Origin of the sequence: Rhodococcus sp. (in: high G+C Gram-positive bacteria), assembly GCF_049299235.1 — a bacterium.
Classification (GTDB): Bacteria; Actinomycetota; Actinomycetes; order Mycobacteriales; family Mycobacteriaceae; genus Rhodococcus.
Genome location: NZ_JBAQXC010000098.1, coordinates 1 through 16558, shown reverse-complemented (window position 1 = coordinate 16558; position 16558 = coordinate 1). Strand labels below are relative to the sequence as shown.

Here is a 16558-nt window from a genome sequence, read left to right as displayed (position 1 = left end):
CCTGTACGGCCGTCAGGTCGCCGACGCCGCGCGGTTGGTCGCGGCCGCGGCCGGTGTCGACGACCACGACCTGGTGTGGCAGTCCCGGTCCGGGCCGCCGCAGGTGCCGTGGCTCGAACCGGACATCGTCGACCACCTCGAGGCGCTGCACGCCCGAGGGGTGACCGCCGTGATCGTGGTTCCGGTCGGATTCGTGTCCGATCACCTCGAGGTTGTGTGGGACCTCGACATCGAGGCGAAACAGAAGGCCGCAGACCTCGGAATGGCGTTCGCTCGGGCGGCGACAGCCGGGGCCGATGCCAGGTTCCCGCGCCTCGTGCGTGTCCTCGTCGAGGAAGCCGCCGCAGGTCGGGCACCCGAGCGGCTCGGCGCCGAACCGTTGTTCGGTGCCGGGCGTAACGGAGCGCTGTGCGCGGTGGGCTGCTGCGCGCCGGCTACCCGGTCGTCCCGTCCCGTCCCGGCCCACGGGTCCTGACCGGAATGCGCGGGGAACCCTGCGCGTCCGGGCGGGTCGTCGCGCCGATGCGGTTCATCGAATGCACCGTCCATCTCCCCGCCCATTCGAGTTCGCTGAGCGCGCCGTTGACGATGCGCGGTACCGGTCCGCCGGTCAGCTCACCGAGCACCGCGCGGATGAGCGCGCCGTGGGCGACCACCACCACCCGACCACCCGGATGCGCCGCGACCACCGACCGCAGTGCGTGAACACCGCGCATCGCGACGGCCCCGAGCGGCTCGAGTCCGGGGAACGACCCGCCCGGCCAGCGCCGTTCGGCGTCCGCGCGGGTCAACCCCTCGGCGACGCCGTAGCTGCGTTCGGCGAGCTCCGGAACCTGTTCGGAGACAACGATTTTCAGGTGCGCGGCGATGATTCGCCCCGTCTCGACGGCGCGGGCCAGGGGCGAGGTGACCACGATGTCCCATTCGTGTCCGTCGAGCGACCGGGCGGCCGCCCGCGCCTGCGCGCGTCCGACATCGTCGAGCGGAATATCGGCGCTTCCCTGCAACCGGCCGCGCAGGTTCCAGTCGGTGCGACCGTGCCGGACCAGCATCAGCCGGGTGCTGCCGGTCATCCGGCCGTCCCGGCGAGTGCGACCCCGGTTCCGGCATCGGAGGTCGCCGGATAGAACAAGGCTCGGCGGATCGTCAGACCCACACGGTCGCCGACCGTGGGACGCGGCCCGTGCACCGAGCACCGGAACTGCGCCCCGTGACAGGAGACGACGACGTCGCTCGCGTCACGCCCGAACAGCGACGACATCACGATCCCCCCGAGGGCCGCCGCGGACGAGACGGACACCACCTCGATGTCGGTGGGTAGCACCGCCAGTGTGCCCGCGCCGTCCGGGGTGTCCGGCAGCAGTTCCCGATCGACCCGCACCGCGCCGTCGTCACTGACGAAACCAGGCCCGGACACGGTACCGGCCAGCAGATTCGCGTCCGACAGGAACTTCGCGACGAATGCCGAGTCGGGACGTTGCAGGATCGTCTCGGGGGTGTCGACCTGCTGGATCCGGCCGCGGTCGAGCACGACGACCCGGTCGGCGAGCGCCAGCGCCTCGGCGCGGTCGTGCGTGACATGCACGACCGTGAGGTTCTGCGCGCGGGTGAGCGTACGCAATTCCAGCCGCAGCCGATCACGGAGCGGTTCGTCCAGCGCGGACAGTGCCTCGTCGAGCAGCAGCGCCCGCGGTCGGGCCGCCAGCGCACGGGCGAGCGCGACCCGCTGACGCTGGCCGCCGGACAACGTCGCCGGATCACGGTTCTCCAATCCCGGTAGTCCCACCAGGTCGAGTACCTCGGCGACCCGCTCGGCGCGGCGGGCCCGCGGAACCTTCGCGACCTCGAGGGGATACGCGACGTTGCGTCCCACCGTGCGGTGCGGCCAGATCGCGTGCTGCTGGAACACCATGCCGAGCCGGCGTTTCTCCGGTGGGACCGCGCGCGTGCCGTCGGCGACCGTCTCGTCACCGAGGCGTACGGTCCCTGCGGTGGGATCGAGGAATCCGGCGATCGTGCGGAGCAGGGTGGTCTTTCCCGAACCGGACGGGCCGACGAGGGCGACGAATTCGCCGTCGCGCACCGCGAGGTCGATACCGGACAAACCCACTGTTCCGTCGGCGAAGCGGAGGTCGACGCCGGTGAGTGTGATGGCGGACATGGCGGGGCTGTTTCCGATCTGTGTTGTGGGTCGGCACTGTGTTGTGAGTCAGCGCTGTGTTGTGAGTCAGCGCTGGGGGGCGGGCCGGCGTCCCGCTCGGGTGCCGGCGACCAGGCCGAGACCGGCCATGCCGACGAGGGCGACGAGTAGTGACAGTGCGGATGCGGCGTTGTAGTCGCCGGCCTGCTGCAGGTTGAAGATCGACACGCCCAGAGTGTGCGTGCCCGGTGCCACCAGCAGCACCGACATCGTCAGTTCGCGTACCGCGGTCAACGCCACCAGAACCCCGCCGGTCACCGCGACGGGCACCGTCATCGCCCACGGCACGTCCCGCAGCGCCTGCAGTCGTGACGCGCCGGCGGCGCGGGCCGCGTCCTCGAGTGTCGTCGGTGTGGTGGACAGCGGAGCCCGCACCGCCTGCACGACGATCGCCAGGAACGCGGTGACATAGGCGCACAAGATGACCCAGCGTGTGTCGAACAGGCCCGTGTAGCGGCCGACGATCAGCCAGCCCACCGCGACCACCAGACCGGGAATCGCCTGAGGTAGCAGCGCGAGTAGATCCAGGGCGGTGTTGTCGCGGGCGGTGGTGCGGGTGGTGAGCACCCCGATCGCCAGGCCCGCCACCGCGCACACGGCACCGGCGCTGATCGCCAGGAACAGCGAATTCTGTAGTCCCACTACGGTTCCCGGTGCCGTGACTGCTGTGATGATGCTGTCGAGGGTCAGGTTGCTCCAGGTCAACGGCACGCCGGGTGCCGGGAGCAACGCCTGGGTGGCGAGAGCCAGGATCGGCAGGACCGTCAGTGCGAGACCCACCGTCCACGCGAGTATCCCGGCCGCGGTCCGCGCCCAGAACAGCGGCAGTGGCTGCGGGGGAGTGACCGGGCCGTCGAGTTGCCGGGTGCGTCGCGACAGCCGCCGATCGGCGAGCACCGCGAGCACCGCGATCGCCAGCAACGCGATCCCGATGGTCGATACCACCTCGAGCGGCCGGTCCACGGTTCCCGACTGGATGTAGCGGTACACCATCGTCGACAGTGTCACGTACCGTTCGGGCAGGCCGATCAGCGCGGGGATCCCGAAGTCGGCGAGATTCGACACCGCGGTCAGGGTGAATGCGGCGAGCAGCGCCGGTCGCAGCAGCGGAAGGGTCACCGTGCGCATCGCACCCCACGGGGAAGCGCCGCCGATCCGGGCGGCTTGCTCCAGATCGCCGGGGACCCTGCGCAAGGCCGCGGCCACGATGAGATACGCCATCGGGTACGAGTGCACGGTCAGCAGGAACACCACACCGTCCCCGCCGTAGATGTTCCACAGCGGCCCGCCGAACAGGTCCGCCCAGAACCGGTTCAACATCCCGCTCGGGCCGAGCAACCCGGTCCACGCGATGGCACCGACGAACGGCGGCACCAGCAGCGGCGACAGCAGGATCAGGCGCAACGCCCCGCGCCCGGGCAGATCGGTGCGGTCGAGCAACAAGGCCATCGCCGTCGCGACGATGACGGCGAACAGCGCGGACAGGCCCGCGGACACGACACTGTTGGTTGCGGCACCGGCGATGTCGTCGTCGATCAGCCGTCCGATGTGGTTGCCGCCGAACCCGAGCGAGACGACGGTCGCCAGTGGCGCGACGATCAGCGCGGCGACGAAGATCCACAGCGCGATCCGCACGAGCATCACCGGATCGGGCCGCCGCCCGGGCGGAACCCGGACGGCGGGAAGAGAAGTGGAATTAGCCGACGAGATCATTGAACTTCGCGACGGCCTCGTCTTGGATCGCCGTGATCTCCTCGAGGTCCGGTGACAGCAGGGCCACCTCGGTCAGCGCCGGTGCCCCGGTCGGGGAGCCCACGTCGCCGCGCACCGGCAGATACTGCTGCGCGACCGCGAGTTCCTGTCCGCGCTTGCTCACGAGGAAGTCGACGAACGCGCGCGCCGCCTCGGTGCTGTCGGCGTCGGTGAAGATGCCGGCGGGCTGGGAGATGTACGGGACTCCGTCACTCGGGTAGGACAGCGCGATGGGGGAACCCTTCGCGGCCAGCTCACGGACCAGGTAGTCGACGACGATCCCGACCGGCTGGGTCCCGGCCGCGACGGCCTGCCCGACCGGCCCGTTGCTCTCGGCGACGATCGGCTGGTTCGCGGCCAGTCCCGCGAGCCAGGGCTCACCCAGTTCGGGGGTGCTGAGCCAGACCGCGGTGTTGTACGCGGCGGCACCGGACACGTCCGGGTTCGGCAACGTGATCTTGCCGAGGAACTTCGGATCGGTCAGATCCGCCCACGCGGTGGGGGGTGCGTCGACGGCGGTGGTGTTGTAGGCGATCACCGTCGGGATGATGCGGGTGCCGACGTAGAAGCCGTCGGGGTCGACGACATCGGGGTTCAGCGCGGCCACGTCGGCCGGGGTGTACGGCTGCAGCAGCCCGTCGGCCTTGTATCCCTCGAAGGTTGGGGCGTCCGCCGCGAGCAGGACATCGGCGCCGATCGCGCCGGTGGTGCGCTCGGCTTCGATGCGGGCGGTCAGATCACCGGTTCCGGCGCGAAACACCTCGACCGTGATGTCCGGGTGCTCCTCGTTGAAGGCCGCGACGAGCGCATCGATCTTGGCCTGCGGCTCCGAGGTGTAGACCGTCAAGGTCCCCACGTCGGCGGCGGCGGTGCCGGTGGAGTCGGTGTCGGAAGCGGCCGGTTCGGAACACGCGGCGAGCGCGAACACGGTGGCCGCGCCGAGCGCGACGGTGGACACGAGACGGGGCAGGGATTTCACGGTTTTCTCCTCGTCGGGGATGCGAGAGCGGGGGCGGTGAGCAGGTCAGGGTGCGGAGACGGTGAGCGTGGGGCTCGCACGGAACAGCACATCGGGGTCGTACAACGGAATGGGCAGGGCGCTCGCCGCGCGCCGGGAACATCGCACGATCGAATACGCCGGGGCATCGAACCCGACCACGGTGTCCGCGGGTGTCCCGGCGTCCTGCAGGTAGGCCAGCGAACCGCCCACCCACACCGGGATCCCGGCGAAGATTCCGCTCATCGGATGATGGAAATGACCGGCGAGGATCGTGATGACGTCCGAGCCGGACAGCACCGCCGCGAGTTCCTCGGGCGCGACCAGTTCACGACCGGCCATGGTGGCGGCCGGCGACGGCACCGGCGGATGATGCAGGGCCACGATCGTGCCGTGCGGTGCGGGAGTGCGCAGTTCCAGGGCCAACCGATCGAGGTCGGCCCGCGACACCGACCCGGTGGTGGTGTCGAGTCCGATCACCCGGAACCCGCGGAGGTGCTCGACGCGGTGCCGGCCGAACACCGCAGCGAAGGCAGTCGGATCGTCGTGATTGCCGGGGACGGCGACGACCGGGCAGCCGAGCCGGGTGCGCAGGTCGTCGAACGCTGCCGCCAGCGCCGGGTAGACCGAGGGATCGCCGTGGTGGGACAGATCTCCGGTGACGACCACCACGTCGGGTCGGAGCAGTGACGACTGCATCCGCTCGGTGACCGCCCGCACGCGGGCGACGCCGTCGACGTGTGCGTAGAGCGGTGTGGCCGCGGCGTGCACGTCGGTCAGGTGCAGGACCGTGAGTTCGGGCGCCGAGCGGAGTCGGACGCGGAGCGCGACCACGTCGCGTGGTGTGAAGCCGTGGACCGACAGGTAGTTCGCGATCGAGCCGAACCGGTCGCGTACGTGACCGAGCGCGGCGGCCATCGCCTCCCGCGGCGAATCGAGGTGCAGTTCGACGGCTCGAGCATGCTCGTCCGGAGTGAGTTCCGTGCCGTTCAGTAGACGCCGGACGTGTGCCTCCCGGTGCGGGCGCACGTATCGGCCGGAGGTGGCGTAGTCGTCGAGGATGGCCGCATCGGGCACATCGGCGGCGGCGAGCGCCAGCGCCACGATCAGTCCGGTGCGGTCCTTGCCGACCGCGCAGTGCACCAGCACCGGCCCCGGCGTGTGGGTGAGGGTGCGCAGCGCGCCGACGAGTGCGGCACCGCGCTCGTCGAGCAGCGACCGGTAGACGGTTCCGATGTCTCCGGTGCGTGGGGGGCCGGTGCGTGGGTCGAACAGTGGGTGATGGGCCAGCTGCCACGGGGTGTCGGCGGTCGACGAGAGGCGCTCCGAGTCGTCACGAAGGTCGATCACCGTGTGGATCCCGAACGTACACAGCGTGTTCCGGCCCTCGTCGGTCAGTTCGTCGAGCGCGGCGGAGCGGAACAGGGCGCCCCGTGTCAGGCCCGGCCCCGTGACCTCCCGCAGGTTGAAGGTGCCGGCCACTTCTATCGGCTCCACGATCCGCCTTCCGCAATCAACGTTCCATTGAATCCGGAACGGTGTTCCGTCGGGTCATATCGTGGGCTGCCCGACTGAATGGGCAGGTCCACTCTCCGGAACGCCCGGCGGCGGGCAAGTTAACAGTCGGAAATATCCCGATCATCACCGTCGTCCGTGTGATCCGGTTCGTCGGGAAGTGTGTCGTCGGGAAGGGTGTCGTCGGGAAGGGTGTCACTGAGCGCGTCCGCGACGACGTCACGAGCGCCGGTATCGGCCGTGCCTCGTTCGGGATGCTCCAGTACCGCGCGGTACAGGGCGTACAAGAGCGTGAACTGGCTGATCCTGGCCGAGAACGAATCCGCCTCGTTCTCGTGCACACCCGCACCCGCCCACAGCACCAGGTCGGCGATCCGCGTCAACGGTGTCGTGGTGTAGCTGGTCACGGCGATGATCGACGCGCCCCGCTCCCGCGCCGCCGCACCTGCCCGCAGCGTGTGGGTATTGGCACCGGAATAGCTCACGGCCAGGCACACGTCGTGCGCGGAGAGCAGTCGCGCCGAGAACTGCTGCCCGAGAATGTCGAGCGGGGCCTCCACGCTGCGGCCCGCCGTGGTCAGGCGCAATGCGGCATCCTGGATCGGAGGTGAAGAAAATCCGTTGCCCACCAACAGGACTCGTCGTGCTCGCACAATCAGGTCCACGGCTGCGGCGAAACCCGAGGCGTCGATCGTCGCGCGGGTCGCGGTGAGTGCTTCGGTTGCCGCGTCGAATGCCGCATCGACAGGTGCTGCCGCGGCAAGTCCGGGGTCGGACGTGACGCGCGCCAACTCGAGGCGCAGATGTTGGAAGCCGCGGAAGCCCAGTCGCTGGCACGCCCGCACCACCGTCGCCGGTGATGTGCCCGATGCCGCCGCCAAACCGGACGTCGACATTTCGACCACGGCGCCGGGGCCGGCGAGAACGGTACGGGCGACGCGCTGTTCGCCGGGACCGAGAGTTGCCAGACCCGCCCGCAACCGGGCGAGGGTGGCGCTCGAACGCCAGGCGTCGGCGGAAGGGGTCGGCATGTCGGCTGCGGTTCCGTTCGTTCCCACGCCGGTGGACTCCGGCGATGTCAGGACCGCCAGGGTAGCGGCGCGGAAATCGGTGCACGCCAGTGGCGGTCGCCGTTCACCGCCTCGTCACCGGGCGGTCGCGTGCCGATCACATGCCGGCGCGTTTCTCCGCGAGCGGCGAGACGAACCAACCCGGCAGGCTTCGGCGCAGGGTGACCGGGCCGTCGATCGTGACTGCACCCGACCACACGGCGTCCGGCCACCGTCGTTCGCCTCGCCAGATCTCGGTCAGCGCCCGCAGATCGGCGGTGACCGCGACCGACACCTCGAATCCGGGGTCCGCATCGCACACGTCGACCTCGTCGGCGGTGACGACCATCCACCACCGGTGCGACCCGAGCGATACGTCGGGGAACACGAATTGCACGACCACCCGTTCCGGTCCGATCGCGGTGTGGTCGACATTACGGTGCATGTCCCACATCAGCAGTTTCGGATCCAGGTCCTCGTCGCCCAGTCGGCCGGTCCACCGCAGACCCCAGGCGCCGACCGCGTCCACTACCGCTTCGAGGTCCCGTCCGGCGGGCGTGAGTGTGTAGCGCACGTCCCGGCCGTCGCCGGTCCGCGCGACGATGCCCGCGGCGGTCAGTTGATGCAGCCGGGTGGACAACAGTGAGGGCGACATCCGCGGAAGCCCCCGCCGGAGGTCGTTGAACCGTTCGCTGCCCAGCACGAGTTCGCGCACCAGCAGCATCGTCCAGCGTTCGTCGAACAGTTCCATCGCCTTCGCGACCGGACAGAACTGGTGATACGACGATCCCATGGTCGAATGCTAGGCCGTCGCATCCGGTGCCACAGGCGAACGTGGTGCTGGGCCCGCGGTACAGATCCAGTACTGGAAGTGCCACGGAGTCCGTTCCTACAGTCGATGTAGCGCCCGATACGTCTCTTGGGTCAGGGAATCGGGGTCTACGCATCGGGACGCATCCCACAGTAGGAGAAAGGAGACCGGGGCATCGCTCTTTCCGTACCGAACGGGGGAGCGCCCGCGCCGGAAACACATCATGAGCGACGCAACGACAACACCGGCCGACGATCGTGCAGTGAAGGCCAAACACCGCGCGATGTGGGCTCTCGGCGACTACCCGGCAGTCGCCACCGAGGTGATTCGGAAGCTCGGCCCGATCCTCGTGTCCTCGTGTGATGTCGGCGCGGGAGACCGGGTTCTCGACGTCGCCGCCGGATCGGGGAACGTGTCGATTCCCGCCGCGCGCACCGGAGCCTCGGTGGTCGCCTCGGATCTGACACCCGAACTGTTCGACGCCGGCCGCCGCGACGCCGCCTCCGCCGGGGTCGACTTGACCTGGCAGGAAGCTGACGCCGAAGCGTTACCGTTCGACGACGCGAGCTTCGACGTGGTGCTGTCCTGCGTCGGCGTCATGTTCGCACCGCACCACCAGGCGGCCGCGGACGAACTGGTCCGCGTCACCCGGCCCGGCGGCCGGATCGGGCTGCTCAGCTGGACCCCCGACGGCTTCATCGGCCGGATGTTCGCGACCATGAAACCGTATGCGCCGCCGCCCCCTCCGGGCGCGCAACCCCCACCGCGGTGGGGCGACGAGACCCATGTGCGTGCCCTGCTCGGTGATCGGGTCACCGACGTGGAGGCTCGGACGGCACAACTGCGGGTGGAGCGCTTCGCCACCGGCGAGGAATTCCGGGACTTCTTCAAGGCCACCTACGGGCCGACCATCGCGGTCTACCGCGCGATCGCAGACGAACCCGACCGCGTCGCGGCGCTCGACCGGGCACTCGCAGATTTGGGCCGCACCTGGGATCAGGGCGGGGGAGCGATGGACTGGGAATACCTGCTGCTGACCGCGCGGCGCGCAGCTTGACGGCACCGACAACGGTAGGCCTGGTCCGCGAACGACACAGTACGCGGCCTCGAACGGTGAATGCGCAGGTGCCGCTGGAGGTTCGGGCTGGGGGACCGCGCCGCGCCATCCGATGTCAAATATTCTTGACATGCTCTGCCCGCTCGCCCTACGGTAGTCATGTCAATAATCTTTGACATCGGGAGGCTTCATGACTTTCACCGAGCGATACACCTGGGCAGGTCTCGCCATCAGCATCGTGACGTTCCTCGCGTACTGGACCGTCGTCGTCGTGCGCGCCGTCACGGACGGGCTTCCGCTCGTCGACGTCGGCTGGCAAGGCCCGATGTTGTGGTCCCTCACCCTCGGCGGTGGCCTGTACGCGGTGGTGATGCTGGTGCTGTGGCTGCGTGTCCGCGGCGAGTCGCACACCGACGCGCGGGACCACGAGATCGAGCGCTACGCCGAAACCACAGGCGCCGGGATCGTCGGGATTGTCGTGCTGGCGACGCTCGTCATGCTGGCGCTCGACGCGCCGGCGTTCTGGACGGCGACGGTGCTCTTCGTGGGCGCGTTCCTGGGCTCGCTCGCGAGCACGGGCGTCACCCTTGCCGCCTACCGCGACGGTCTGTGATGGGCGGTCCCAAGCCCACCCGGGTCGCCAACCGCATCCGCGACCTGCGCACGGAACGCGACCTCACGCAGGCCGAACTCGCGGCCACCCTCGACGTCACCCGCCAAACCGTCATCGCCATCGAACAGGGCCGCTACTCGCCCTCGCTCGAGATGGCCTTCCGGATCGCGCACGTGCTGCGCGTCCCACTCGACGAGGTCTTCACCTACATGGGCGACGACGCGCACTGACACCACCCGCACCCGGCGACACTGCACTCACCCACAAGGCCCGTGCCCACGGCACCGGACCTCGAGTTTCCGCACCCTTCAGGAGTTTTCATGCGCGCGCTTCTTCAATCGGCCTACGGCGAGGCCGACACTCTCACGATGGGCGACGTACCCGTCCCCACCCCGGGAAAGGGCCAGGTTCTGGTCCGGGTTGCCGCAGCGTCGGTCAATGCGGCCGACGTGTTCCTCATGCGCGGCGTGCCCCGCGCCGTGCGGCCGGGAATCGGACTACGGCGTCCGGTGCGGCGACGGCTCGGCGTGGACCTGGCGGGCGTAGTTGCAGACGTCGGTTCCGGAGTGACCCGCTGGCGGGTGGGCGACGCGGTGTTCGGGCAGGGCATCGCCACGTTCGCCGAGTTCGCCCTTGCCGACGGGCATCGTCTCGCGGAGCTTCCCGACGGCGTCCGCCCCGAGCACGCTGCCGCCCTTCCGATCGCCGGGACCACCGCCATGTGCGCCGTCGACGTGGCGAAAGTCGAACGGGGCCAACGGGTTGTGGTCACCGGCGTCGCCGGCGGCGTCGGCCAGTTCGCGGCGCAACTGGCGGCGCTGCGCGGTGCGGACGTCATCGGCGTGTGCTCCGGTCGCAACGTGGAGCGCGTGCGGGCGCTGGGGATCGAGCACGTCCTCGACTACGAAACCCAGGACCCTCTCGACACAGCCGCACCCTACGACGCGGTCATCGACAATGCGGGCGGCGTGCGCATCCGAGACTGGCGGCGGGTGGTGGCGCGCGGCGGCGCCATTCTGCCGAACAGTGGGGTGCACGGGCCCGATGGCGGTGCCCTCATGCGGGTCGTCAAGGCCCAGTGGCATGGGCTCGTCGCGCCGCAGCGGGTGCGCGTCTTGTTCCCGACCGTCACCACGGAGCGGCTCACCGAACTGGGGCAACTGCTCGCCACCGACCGCATCCGGCTTCTCGTGGACACAGTGTTCACCCTGGACCGTGCGCCCGAAGCGCTCGCCGCGGTGGGCACCCACCACGCCCGCGGCAAGGTGATCGTCACACAGAGAGTGCGTTGATCAGCGCGGCGTTCAACCCGGCGGCGGGACTCATCGGCATCGTGTGATGCGTTGCGCCGTCGACAGAGACTGCGCGTACTCGTGGAAGCGACTCCGCGATGTTCGTGACCAGTCGCCCGCTGTCGTGCACCTTGCTGTCGGCCGCGAAGATTGCCGTCGTGTCGACCCGCAGATTCGTGAGAGCGCTTCGCGTGGGGCGCTTGGGGACGATGGTCTTCGATTTCGGGAAGTAGGCCGCGCCCTGGGCGAGCAGGTCGAGCCAGTCGCCGTCGATGTGCCGCCCGTCCGTCTCCCAGCGGATGAAGTCGCGTTCGCGCTTCTCTGTGGGGCGCAGCAGCAACGGCACCGCGCGGGTGAGGTACGACGCGCGCATCCCCGCGAAGCACGAGTTCGGGTCGAGCAGCACCAGCTTCCGAACGCGTTTCGGATCACGCAGCGCATACGCGAGTGCGATCATCGCGCCGTACGAGTGCCCGACGAGACCGAACTCGGTCGAGCCGGTGGTCTCGGTGACGGTGCGGAACCAGGTCATCAGGTCGTCGGTCGAGCGCAGGGGGGTGCCGTCGGCGGTGCTTCGTCCGGCGTCACCGATCAGGTCGACCGCGTATACCCGGTAGCGGTCGGCGAGGGCGGCAACATTCGCGAACCACACCGTGGATGTTGCACCCGCACCAGGCAGCAGAACCAGCGGTGGGCCGTCGAGCGGTCCGCACACGTTCAGTCGGGTCGTGCCGAACTCCGTTGCGAGATCGACGCCGGTGGCCTCGACCGGCCATTTCTCGAGCACGCGATCGTAGGCGCGGTAGAAGGCGGCGCCTTCGAAGGTGGCGGTGAAATCGGTCGTCGACAGTGGGGCCATCCGAGCTCCTCGACTAGTTATCTCGATTCATCGAGATATTTCGGTTGTCGAGATAGTAGATTGTCGGGGCCGTACTGTCGACCGCTGGAGGGCATGATGGACACCGGACCCGAACCGGCGGACGAGCCGATGGACACGGTGCATCGACTCCGCGCGCTGGTGGTCGAGATGCACCTGCTCGGAGCGGAATTCGCTCGAACGCACGGCCTGCATGCCACCGACCTCCGGGCGCTGATCTGCCTACTCGACGCGCAACGCAACGGCCTAGAGGCAACTCCGACGTGGTTGGGCGAACAGTTACACCTCAACTCGGCGTCCGTGACCGCGCTGATCGATCGCATGGAGAAGTCCGGCCGTGTGCGGCGTCAACGAGACCTGCGGGACCGTAGACGAGTCCTGATTCAGGTCACGCCCGACGCCGTCCAACTCGGCTGGTCGTTCTTCGGTCCGGTGATCGCGAATGCGACGACCGCCATCGGGAAGTACAGCGCAGGACAACTACGGACGATCGATGGCTTCCTGGCCGACATGCAACGGGCGATCGACGATGCGCGGGAGGTCCAGGGTGGTGCCGCGCAGCCATAGGTGGCATGTTTGACATTGCCGGCTACCGGGCCGGAGTCGTGAAGTCTCCGGCGGGGACGAGGTGCCCGGTGGACCGTGCGACCTGGGCCAGTGCCACCTCGTGCAGGGCAGCGTTGTAGTCGGCGACAGCATCGGACACGACGAACAGTTGGATGTCTCTCGCCAACGCGTCGAAACTGGTCGCGACGATTCCCTGGGAGGCGAAGACGCCGCAGACCACAAGCTGATCCTTGCCTCGCCGCCGAAGTTCCACCTCGAGGTCGGTGGCGTAGAACGCACTCAGCGACCGCTTGTGGACCCGAACGACAGCCGGATCGTCCATGCCGCGCACACAGGACCGTTCGACCTCGGTCGCATCCGGCCCCCGACCCCACAATAGGCCGCCGAGCCCGCGCTGCGTCGTCGTCGTGGCAGGGCGCGGCGCCGACGCGACGATCGGCACGTCGCAGTCGAATGCCCAGTCCACCACGGCGTGGCACCGGTCGACCACCGCAGCTCGGGTCTCGGCAGCAAGCACGCTCACGTAGTACGGAAGTAGATCGTGCACCAATATCGCGCAACGATCATGGTCGATCTGCCACCCGAGCCCACCTCGGACATCGGCGAAGACCGCTGGATCGTACGGATCGACCTCGGCTGCGAACGTAACCACGTCGACGATCCTGCCGAATCGTTGCCGTCGGGGCGGCCGCGGCCCGGACTTACAACGCGGAACCGCTCGGCACGCCGGGTGCCGGAGGCCGGGGACGAGCCTCGAGGCCGTGCACCGCACCGAAATCGACGACATGTGCGTCGCTCGTGCCTGCGAGGGCGTAGAGATCGTAGGTGCTGGTCGGCGAGATCGGCGGGAGGAAGGTCATCGTCGTCTCGCGTACCTCACCCGGCTGCAGCGTCACCTCGATCGGGGCGGCCACGGTCTCGCCGATCCCGCCGCCGGGTGCGCCGGCCCCGAGCCACAGGCTGCCCGAGAAGGGCGAATCACCGGCGGTGACGAGCACCGTGGCGTCGACGGTGCCGCCCGGTGTGGATACCGCGGTCGCGGCATCGACCGTCAGCGACACCGTCGCAGGAAGGTCCACGAACGGAAGCTCCGGGCGCGTCGACGACGGTGACCCGTCCCCGACATCGGGCCAGTCGTCCGCCCACACGATCCGGTCGATGAGGCCTTCGCGCCGTTGGGCGCCACTGGGCAACGTGATGTCCCAGCGCGGACTCGCGTGATAGACGATCCAGTCGTTTCCGGCGTCGTCGGTGACGACGCTGTTGTGGCCGGGGCCGGCCCAGCGGTCGCTGCCCGCCAGGATCAGTGCACCACCACCGTCGCTCAGATCCTGACCCTTGCGATCGAGGTACGGCCCGGTCAGGGACGTGGACCGGCCCGCGAGCACCCGATACGCGGTATTGCCTCCGTTGCAACAGTTTCCGGCCGAGACGAACAGGTAGTAGAAACCGTTGCGGTGCACCACGAACGGGCCTTCGAATCGGTCGTCGGCTACCTTCACTGGAGTGTCCCGCGGCGCCGTGCCATCCGGGGTCAACCCAATCGCGTAGACGCCCTTGAAGTTTCCGACGAGCATCGTCTTCGTGGTGCCGTCGTCCCAGACGAACGGGTCGATCGTGCCGTCGATGCGCACGTCGTGAGCGCAGAACACCGGCCTCCCCAGATCCGTCCACGGCCCGTCCGCATTCGGCGAGGTCGCCACGCCGATACAGGGATTTGCGGTGTCGTGGAGCGAGTAGTACAGGTGATACACGCCGTCGAACTCGTGGATGCTCGGGGCCCACGCATGCTTGCCGGGTGCGTGCCACGCCGGGGGACGATCGAACACGTCGCCGACGTACATCCAGTCTACGAGGTCGTGGGAGGCGAACATCGACATCGAATGCATGCCGCGCCCGTCGCCCCAGTCGTCCGCGGTGCTGTAGAGGTAGTACATGCCGTCGTCGGTGCGGATGATCGTCGGATCGGCGGCGACCGGTTCGACGACCGGATTCGCGTGTGCCGTCTGGATCGGTGCGACCAGGGCGGTGGCCAACGCCAGGGCCACACCGATCCACCACCTGCTGCCGGTGGCCAGGCGCGCCCGCGGCGCGGTGATCCGATGGTGTGGCACGGCTCTCCTCGATGTCGGCTCTGCCCGCCCGAAGTGGGGCAAATGTATACGGATGTGGCAGATGTGACGTGAGTAGAGGGCGACTGTGACGCAACCGTGTCCGAATGTGTGTTCCGGCACGGGAGGACGTTTACGACTCTGCGACGGGGGCATCAGTAGGGGAGTCGAACGGCCGGCACGCGACACGCGTTGCCGGGTTCGAGTCGGGCGGCGTGCCTGCATGCAGGCACGGATCGCATGCGCATACAGGAAGGAACACGATATGTCCTCGTACGTGACACTGAACCCCACCACCGGTACGACCGAGCGGAAGTTCCCCGAACTCGACGATGCGGCCGTCACCGACGTCCTGCGCCGATCCGACGCTGCGTTCGCCGATTGGCGTGCGACACCGGTGACCGAACGGGCACAACTCCTGGTCCGTATCGCCGACGCCTACGATGCTCGCCAGGCGGAACTCGCCGATCTGATCTCGACCGAGATGGGCAAGCCGACGAAGGAAGCGGTGGGCGAGGTCCAACTCGCCGGTGCGATCTACCGTTGGTACGGCGAGCACGGGCCGGACCTGCTGAAGGGCGAGAAACTCGATCCCCAAGGAGCCGACGAGTCCCTGATCCGCATCGAGCCGATCGGTCCGCTGATCGGGGTGATGCCGTGGAACTACCCGTACTATCAGGTGGCCCGATTCGTTGCCCCCAATCTCATGGCGGGCAACACCATCATCCTCAAACACGCATCCATCTGTGCGGCGTCGTCCGAGGTCATGGCCGAGATCGTGCACGCTGCCGGTGTGCCCGAGGACGTCTATGTCAATGTGCACGCGAGCAGCGGTCAGATCGCCGACATGATCGCCGACCCTCGGGTGCGCGGCATCTCGCTGACCGGCAGTGAACGCGCGGGCGCGTCGGTCGCGGAAACCGCGGGCAGGAATCTGAAGAAGGTCGTCCTGGAATTGGGCGGCTCCGACCCGCTCATCGTGCTCGACGACAGTGACATCGAGCAGATCGCCACGACCGCGGCGCGGGCACGACTGTCCAATGCCGGTCAGGCCTGCAACTCGCCGAAACGCATGATCGTGCCCAACGACAAGGTCGACGAGTTCGTGTCCATCGTCAGTCGAGTCTTCGAATCAGCCCGGGTGGGTGATCCCACGGACCCGAGCACCCAGGTCGGGCCGTTGTCGTCGGTCACCGCGCGCGACACGGTGGTCGGACAGGTCGAGCGTGCCGTCGAGCAGGGCGCCTCCCTGCACACCGGCGGCGGCGCCGTCGACGGAGACGGTGCCTTCATGCGTCCTGCCGTCCTGACCGGCGTCACCCGGGACATGGATGCCTACGCCGAGGAAATCTTCGGTCCGGTGGCGGTGATCTACGGTGTCGATTCGGTCGACGACGCGGTCGCGTTGGCCAACGACGTGGGTTTCGGGCTCAGCGGTTCGGTGTGGGGCAGCGACATCGCTCGTGCACAGGAAATCGCCGACCGGCTCGAGGTGGGCATGGCGTACATCAACGAGCACGGCACCACTCTTCCCGGGCTGCCCTTCGGCGGGGTGAAGCGATCCGGCTTCGGTCGCGAGCTCGGCCGTTGGGGAATGGGTGAGTTCGTCAACACCCGGTTGCGGCGGACTTCGGCGTCTCAGGCGTAGGAGCCCCGGACGGTGCTCGCTATCCGCCCGCCGGCCGGCGGCTGCGCTCACGGTCGTCGAGTGCAGCCG

Annotated in this window: 17 protein-coding genes; 7 read left to right on the top strand and 10 right to left on the bottom strand. The window is 68.7% G+C overall.

The features are described from left to right. A partial coding sequence (locus tag WAX14_RS05550) for a ferrochelatase (protein ID WP_422627092.1) occupies positions 1-475 on the top strand: 475 nt, incomplete at its 5' end. Here the strand turns inward: WAX14_RS05550 and WAX14_RS05545 are convergent. The 7 genes from WAX14_RS05545 to WAX14_RS05515 all read right to left on the bottom strand — a co-directional run bounded on the left by WAX14_RS05545 (position 435) and on the right by WAX14_RS05515 (position 8306). After that, positions 435-1073: a histidine phosphatase family protein gene (locus WAX14_RS05545; protein WP_422627091.1), complete on the bottom strand. Its 639-nt coding sequence runs from the start codon at positions 1071-1073 to the stop codon at positions 435-437. The two genes, WAX14_RS05550 and WAX14_RS05545, sit on opposite strands and share 41 nt — an antisense overlap. Beyond that, positions 1070-2161: an ABC transporter ATP-binding protein gene (locus WAX14_RS05540; RefSeq protein WP_422627090.1), complete on the bottom strand. Its 1092-nt coding sequence runs from the start codon at positions 2159-2161 to the stop codon at positions 1070-1072. Before WAX14_RS05540 ends, WAX14_RS05545 begins: the two co-directional genes overlap by 4 nt. 66 nt (positions 2162-2227) lie before the next feature. Further along, on the bottom strand, positions 2228-3841 hold the full coding sequence (locus WAX14_RS05535; protein ID WP_422627089.1) for an ABC transporter permease: 1614 nt from the start codon (positions 3839-3841) through the stop codon (positions 2228-2230). A 55-nt stretch (positions 3842-3896) separates the two neighbouring features. Then, positions 3897-4931 carry an ABC transporter substrate-binding protein gene (locus tag WAX14_RS05530; protein WP_422627088.1) on the bottom strand — a complete coding sequence of 345 codons (1035 nt, stop codon included), beginning with the start codon at positions 4929-4931 and terminating at the stop codon, positions 3897-3899. A 45-nt stretch (positions 4932-4976) separates the two neighbouring features. Further along, complete coding sequence (locus WAX14_RS05525; RefSeq protein WP_422627087.1) at positions 4977-6431, bottom strand: tyrosine-protein phosphatase; 1455 nt, start codon at positions 6429-6431, stop codon at positions 4977-4979. A gap of 134 nt (positions 6432-6565) precedes the next feature. Next, positions 6566-7495: a MurR/RpiR family transcriptional regulator gene (locus WAX14_RS05520; protein ID WP_422627086.1), complete on the bottom strand. Its 930-nt coding sequence runs from the start codon at positions 7493-7495 to the stop codon at positions 6566-6568. Between the two features lie 136 nt (positions 7496-7631). Further along, on the bottom strand, positions 7632-8306 hold the full coding sequence (locus WAX14_RS05515; protein WP_422627085.1) for a winged helix-turn-helix transcriptional regulator: 675 nt from the start codon (positions 8304-8306) through the stop codon (positions 7632-7634). Positions 8307-8547: 241 nt separating this feature from the next. Here WAX14_RS05515 and WAX14_RS05510 point away from each other — a divergent pair, with 241 nt between their 5' ends. The 4 genes from WAX14_RS05510 to WAX14_RS05495 all read left to right on the top strand — a co-directional run bounded on the left by WAX14_RS05510 (position 8548) and on the right by WAX14_RS05495 (position 11286). Further along, entirely contained in the window at positions 8548-9381 is an 834-nt protein-coding gene (locus tag WAX14_RS05510; protein ID WP_422627084.1) for a class I SAM-dependent methyltransferase, read from the top strand. A gap of 190 nt (positions 9382-9571) precedes the next feature. Beyond that, entirely contained in the window at positions 9572-9994 is a 423-nt protein-coding gene (locus tag WAX14_RS05505; protein ID WP_422627083.1) for a hypothetical protein, read from the top strand. Beyond that, complete coding sequence (locus WAX14_RS05500) at positions 9994-10224, top strand: helix-turn-helix transcriptional regulator (RefSeq protein WP_422627081.1); 231 nt, start codon at positions 9994-9996, stop codon at positions 10222-10224. Before WAX14_RS05505 ends, WAX14_RS05500 begins: the two co-directional genes overlap by 1 nt. 90 nt (positions 10225-10314) lie before the next feature. Beyond that, positions 10315-11286 carry an NAD(P)-dependent alcohol dehydrogenase gene (locus tag WAX14_RS05495; RefSeq protein ID WP_422627080.1) on the top strand — a complete coding sequence of 324 codons (972 nt, stop codon included), beginning with the start codon at positions 10315-10317 and terminating at the stop codon, positions 11284-11286. On the opposite strand, the gene WAX14_RS05490 is transcribed toward WAX14_RS05495, so the two are convergent. Next, positions 11267-12145, bottom strand: a complete 879-nt coding sequence (locus tag WAX14_RS05490; RefSeq protein WP_422627079.1) for an alpha/beta fold hydrolase — start codon at positions 12143-12145, stop codon at positions 11267-11269. The two genes, WAX14_RS05495 and WAX14_RS05490, sit on opposite strands and share 20 nt — an antisense overlap. 93 nt (positions 12146-12238) lie before the next feature. On the opposite strand from WAX14_RS05490, the gene WAX14_RS05485 reads away from it, so the two are divergent. Continuing rightward, a complete protein-coding gene (locus tag WAX14_RS05485; RefSeq protein WP_422627078.1) occupies positions 12239-12730 on the top strand; it encodes a MarR family transcriptional regulator in 492 nt (163 codons plus the stop codon). A 22-nt stretch (positions 12731-12752) separates the two neighbouring features. On the opposite strand, the gene WAX14_RS05480 is transcribed toward WAX14_RS05485, so the two are convergent. Both WAX14_RS05480 and WAX14_RS05475 read right to left on the bottom strand, forming a co-directional pair. Next, the gene (locus WAX14_RS05480; RefSeq protein WP_422627077.1) at positions 12753-13382 is read right to left on the bottom strand and encodes an isochorismatase family protein; all 630 of its coding nucleotides are present in this window, start codon (positions 13380-13382) and stop codon (positions 12753-12755) included. 49 nt (positions 13383-13431) lie between these two features. After that, positions 13432-14844: a family 43 glycosylhydrolase gene (locus WAX14_RS05475; protein ID WP_422627076.1), complete on the bottom strand. Its 1413-nt coding sequence runs from the start codon at positions 14842-14844 to the stop codon at positions 13432-13434. 262 nt (positions 14845-15106) lie between these two features. Here WAX14_RS05475 and WAX14_RS05470 point away from each other — a divergent pair, with 262 nt between their 5' ends. Next, positions 15107-16489, top strand: coding sequence for an NAD-dependent succinate-semialdehyde dehydrogenase (locus tag WAX14_RS05470; RefSeq protein WP_422627075.1), 1383 nt, complete (start codon positions 15107-15109; stop codon positions 16487-16489). Positions 16490-16558: the final 69 nt, after the last annotated feature.

Excerpts from the sequence above, each read along its gene's own strand:
- WAX14_RS05470 (WP_422627075.1), top strand. The coding sequence starts at position 15,107 with ATGTCCTCGTACGTGACACTGAACCCCACCACCGGTACGACCGAGCGG.
- WAX14_RS05490 (WP_422627079.1), bottom strand. The coding sequence starts at position 12,145 with ATGGCCCCACTGTCGACGACCGATTTCACCGCCACCTTCGAAGGCGCC.
- WAX14_RS05540 (WP_422627090.1), bottom strand. The coding sequence starts at position 2,161 with ATGTCCGCCATCACACTCACCGGCGTCGACCTCCGCTTCGCCGACGGA.
- WAX14_RS05505 (WP_422627083.1), top strand. The coding sequence starts at position 9,572 with ATGACTTTCACCGAGCGATACACCTGGGCAGGTCTCGCCATCAGCATC.
- WAX14_RS05510 (WP_422627084.1), top strand. The coding sequence starts at position 8,548 with ATGAGCGACGCAACGACAACACCGGCCGACGATCGTGCAGTGAAGGCC.
- WAX14_RS05545 (WP_422627091.1), bottom strand. The coding sequence starts at position 1,073 with ATGACCGGCAGCACCCGGCTGATGCTGGTCCGGCACGGTCGCACCGAC.
- WAX14_RS05535 (WP_422627089.1), bottom strand. The coding sequence starts at position 3,841 with ATGCTCGTGCGGATCGCGCTGTGGATCTTCGTCGCCGCGCTGATCGTC.
- WAX14_RS05515 (WP_422627085.1), bottom strand. The coding sequence starts at position 8,306 with ATGGGATCGTCGTATCACCAGTTCTGTCCGGTCGCGAAGGCGATGGAA.
- WAX14_RS05495 (WP_422627080.1), top strand. The coding sequence starts at position 10,315 with ATGCGCGCGCTTCTTCAATCGGCCTACGGCGAGGCCGACACTCTCACG.
- WAX14_RS05500 (WP_422627081.1), top strand. The coding sequence starts at position 9,994 with ATGGGCGGTCCCAAGCCCACCCGGGTCGCCAACCGCATCCGCGACCTG.
- WAX14_RS05485 (WP_422627078.1), top strand. The coding sequence starts at position 12,239 with ATGATGGACACCGGACCCGAACCGGCGGACGAGCCGATGGACACGGTG.
- WAX14_RS05520 (WP_422627086.1), bottom strand. The coding sequence starts at position 7,495 with ATGCCGACCCCTTCCGCCGACGCCTGGCGTTCGAGCGCCACCCTCGCC.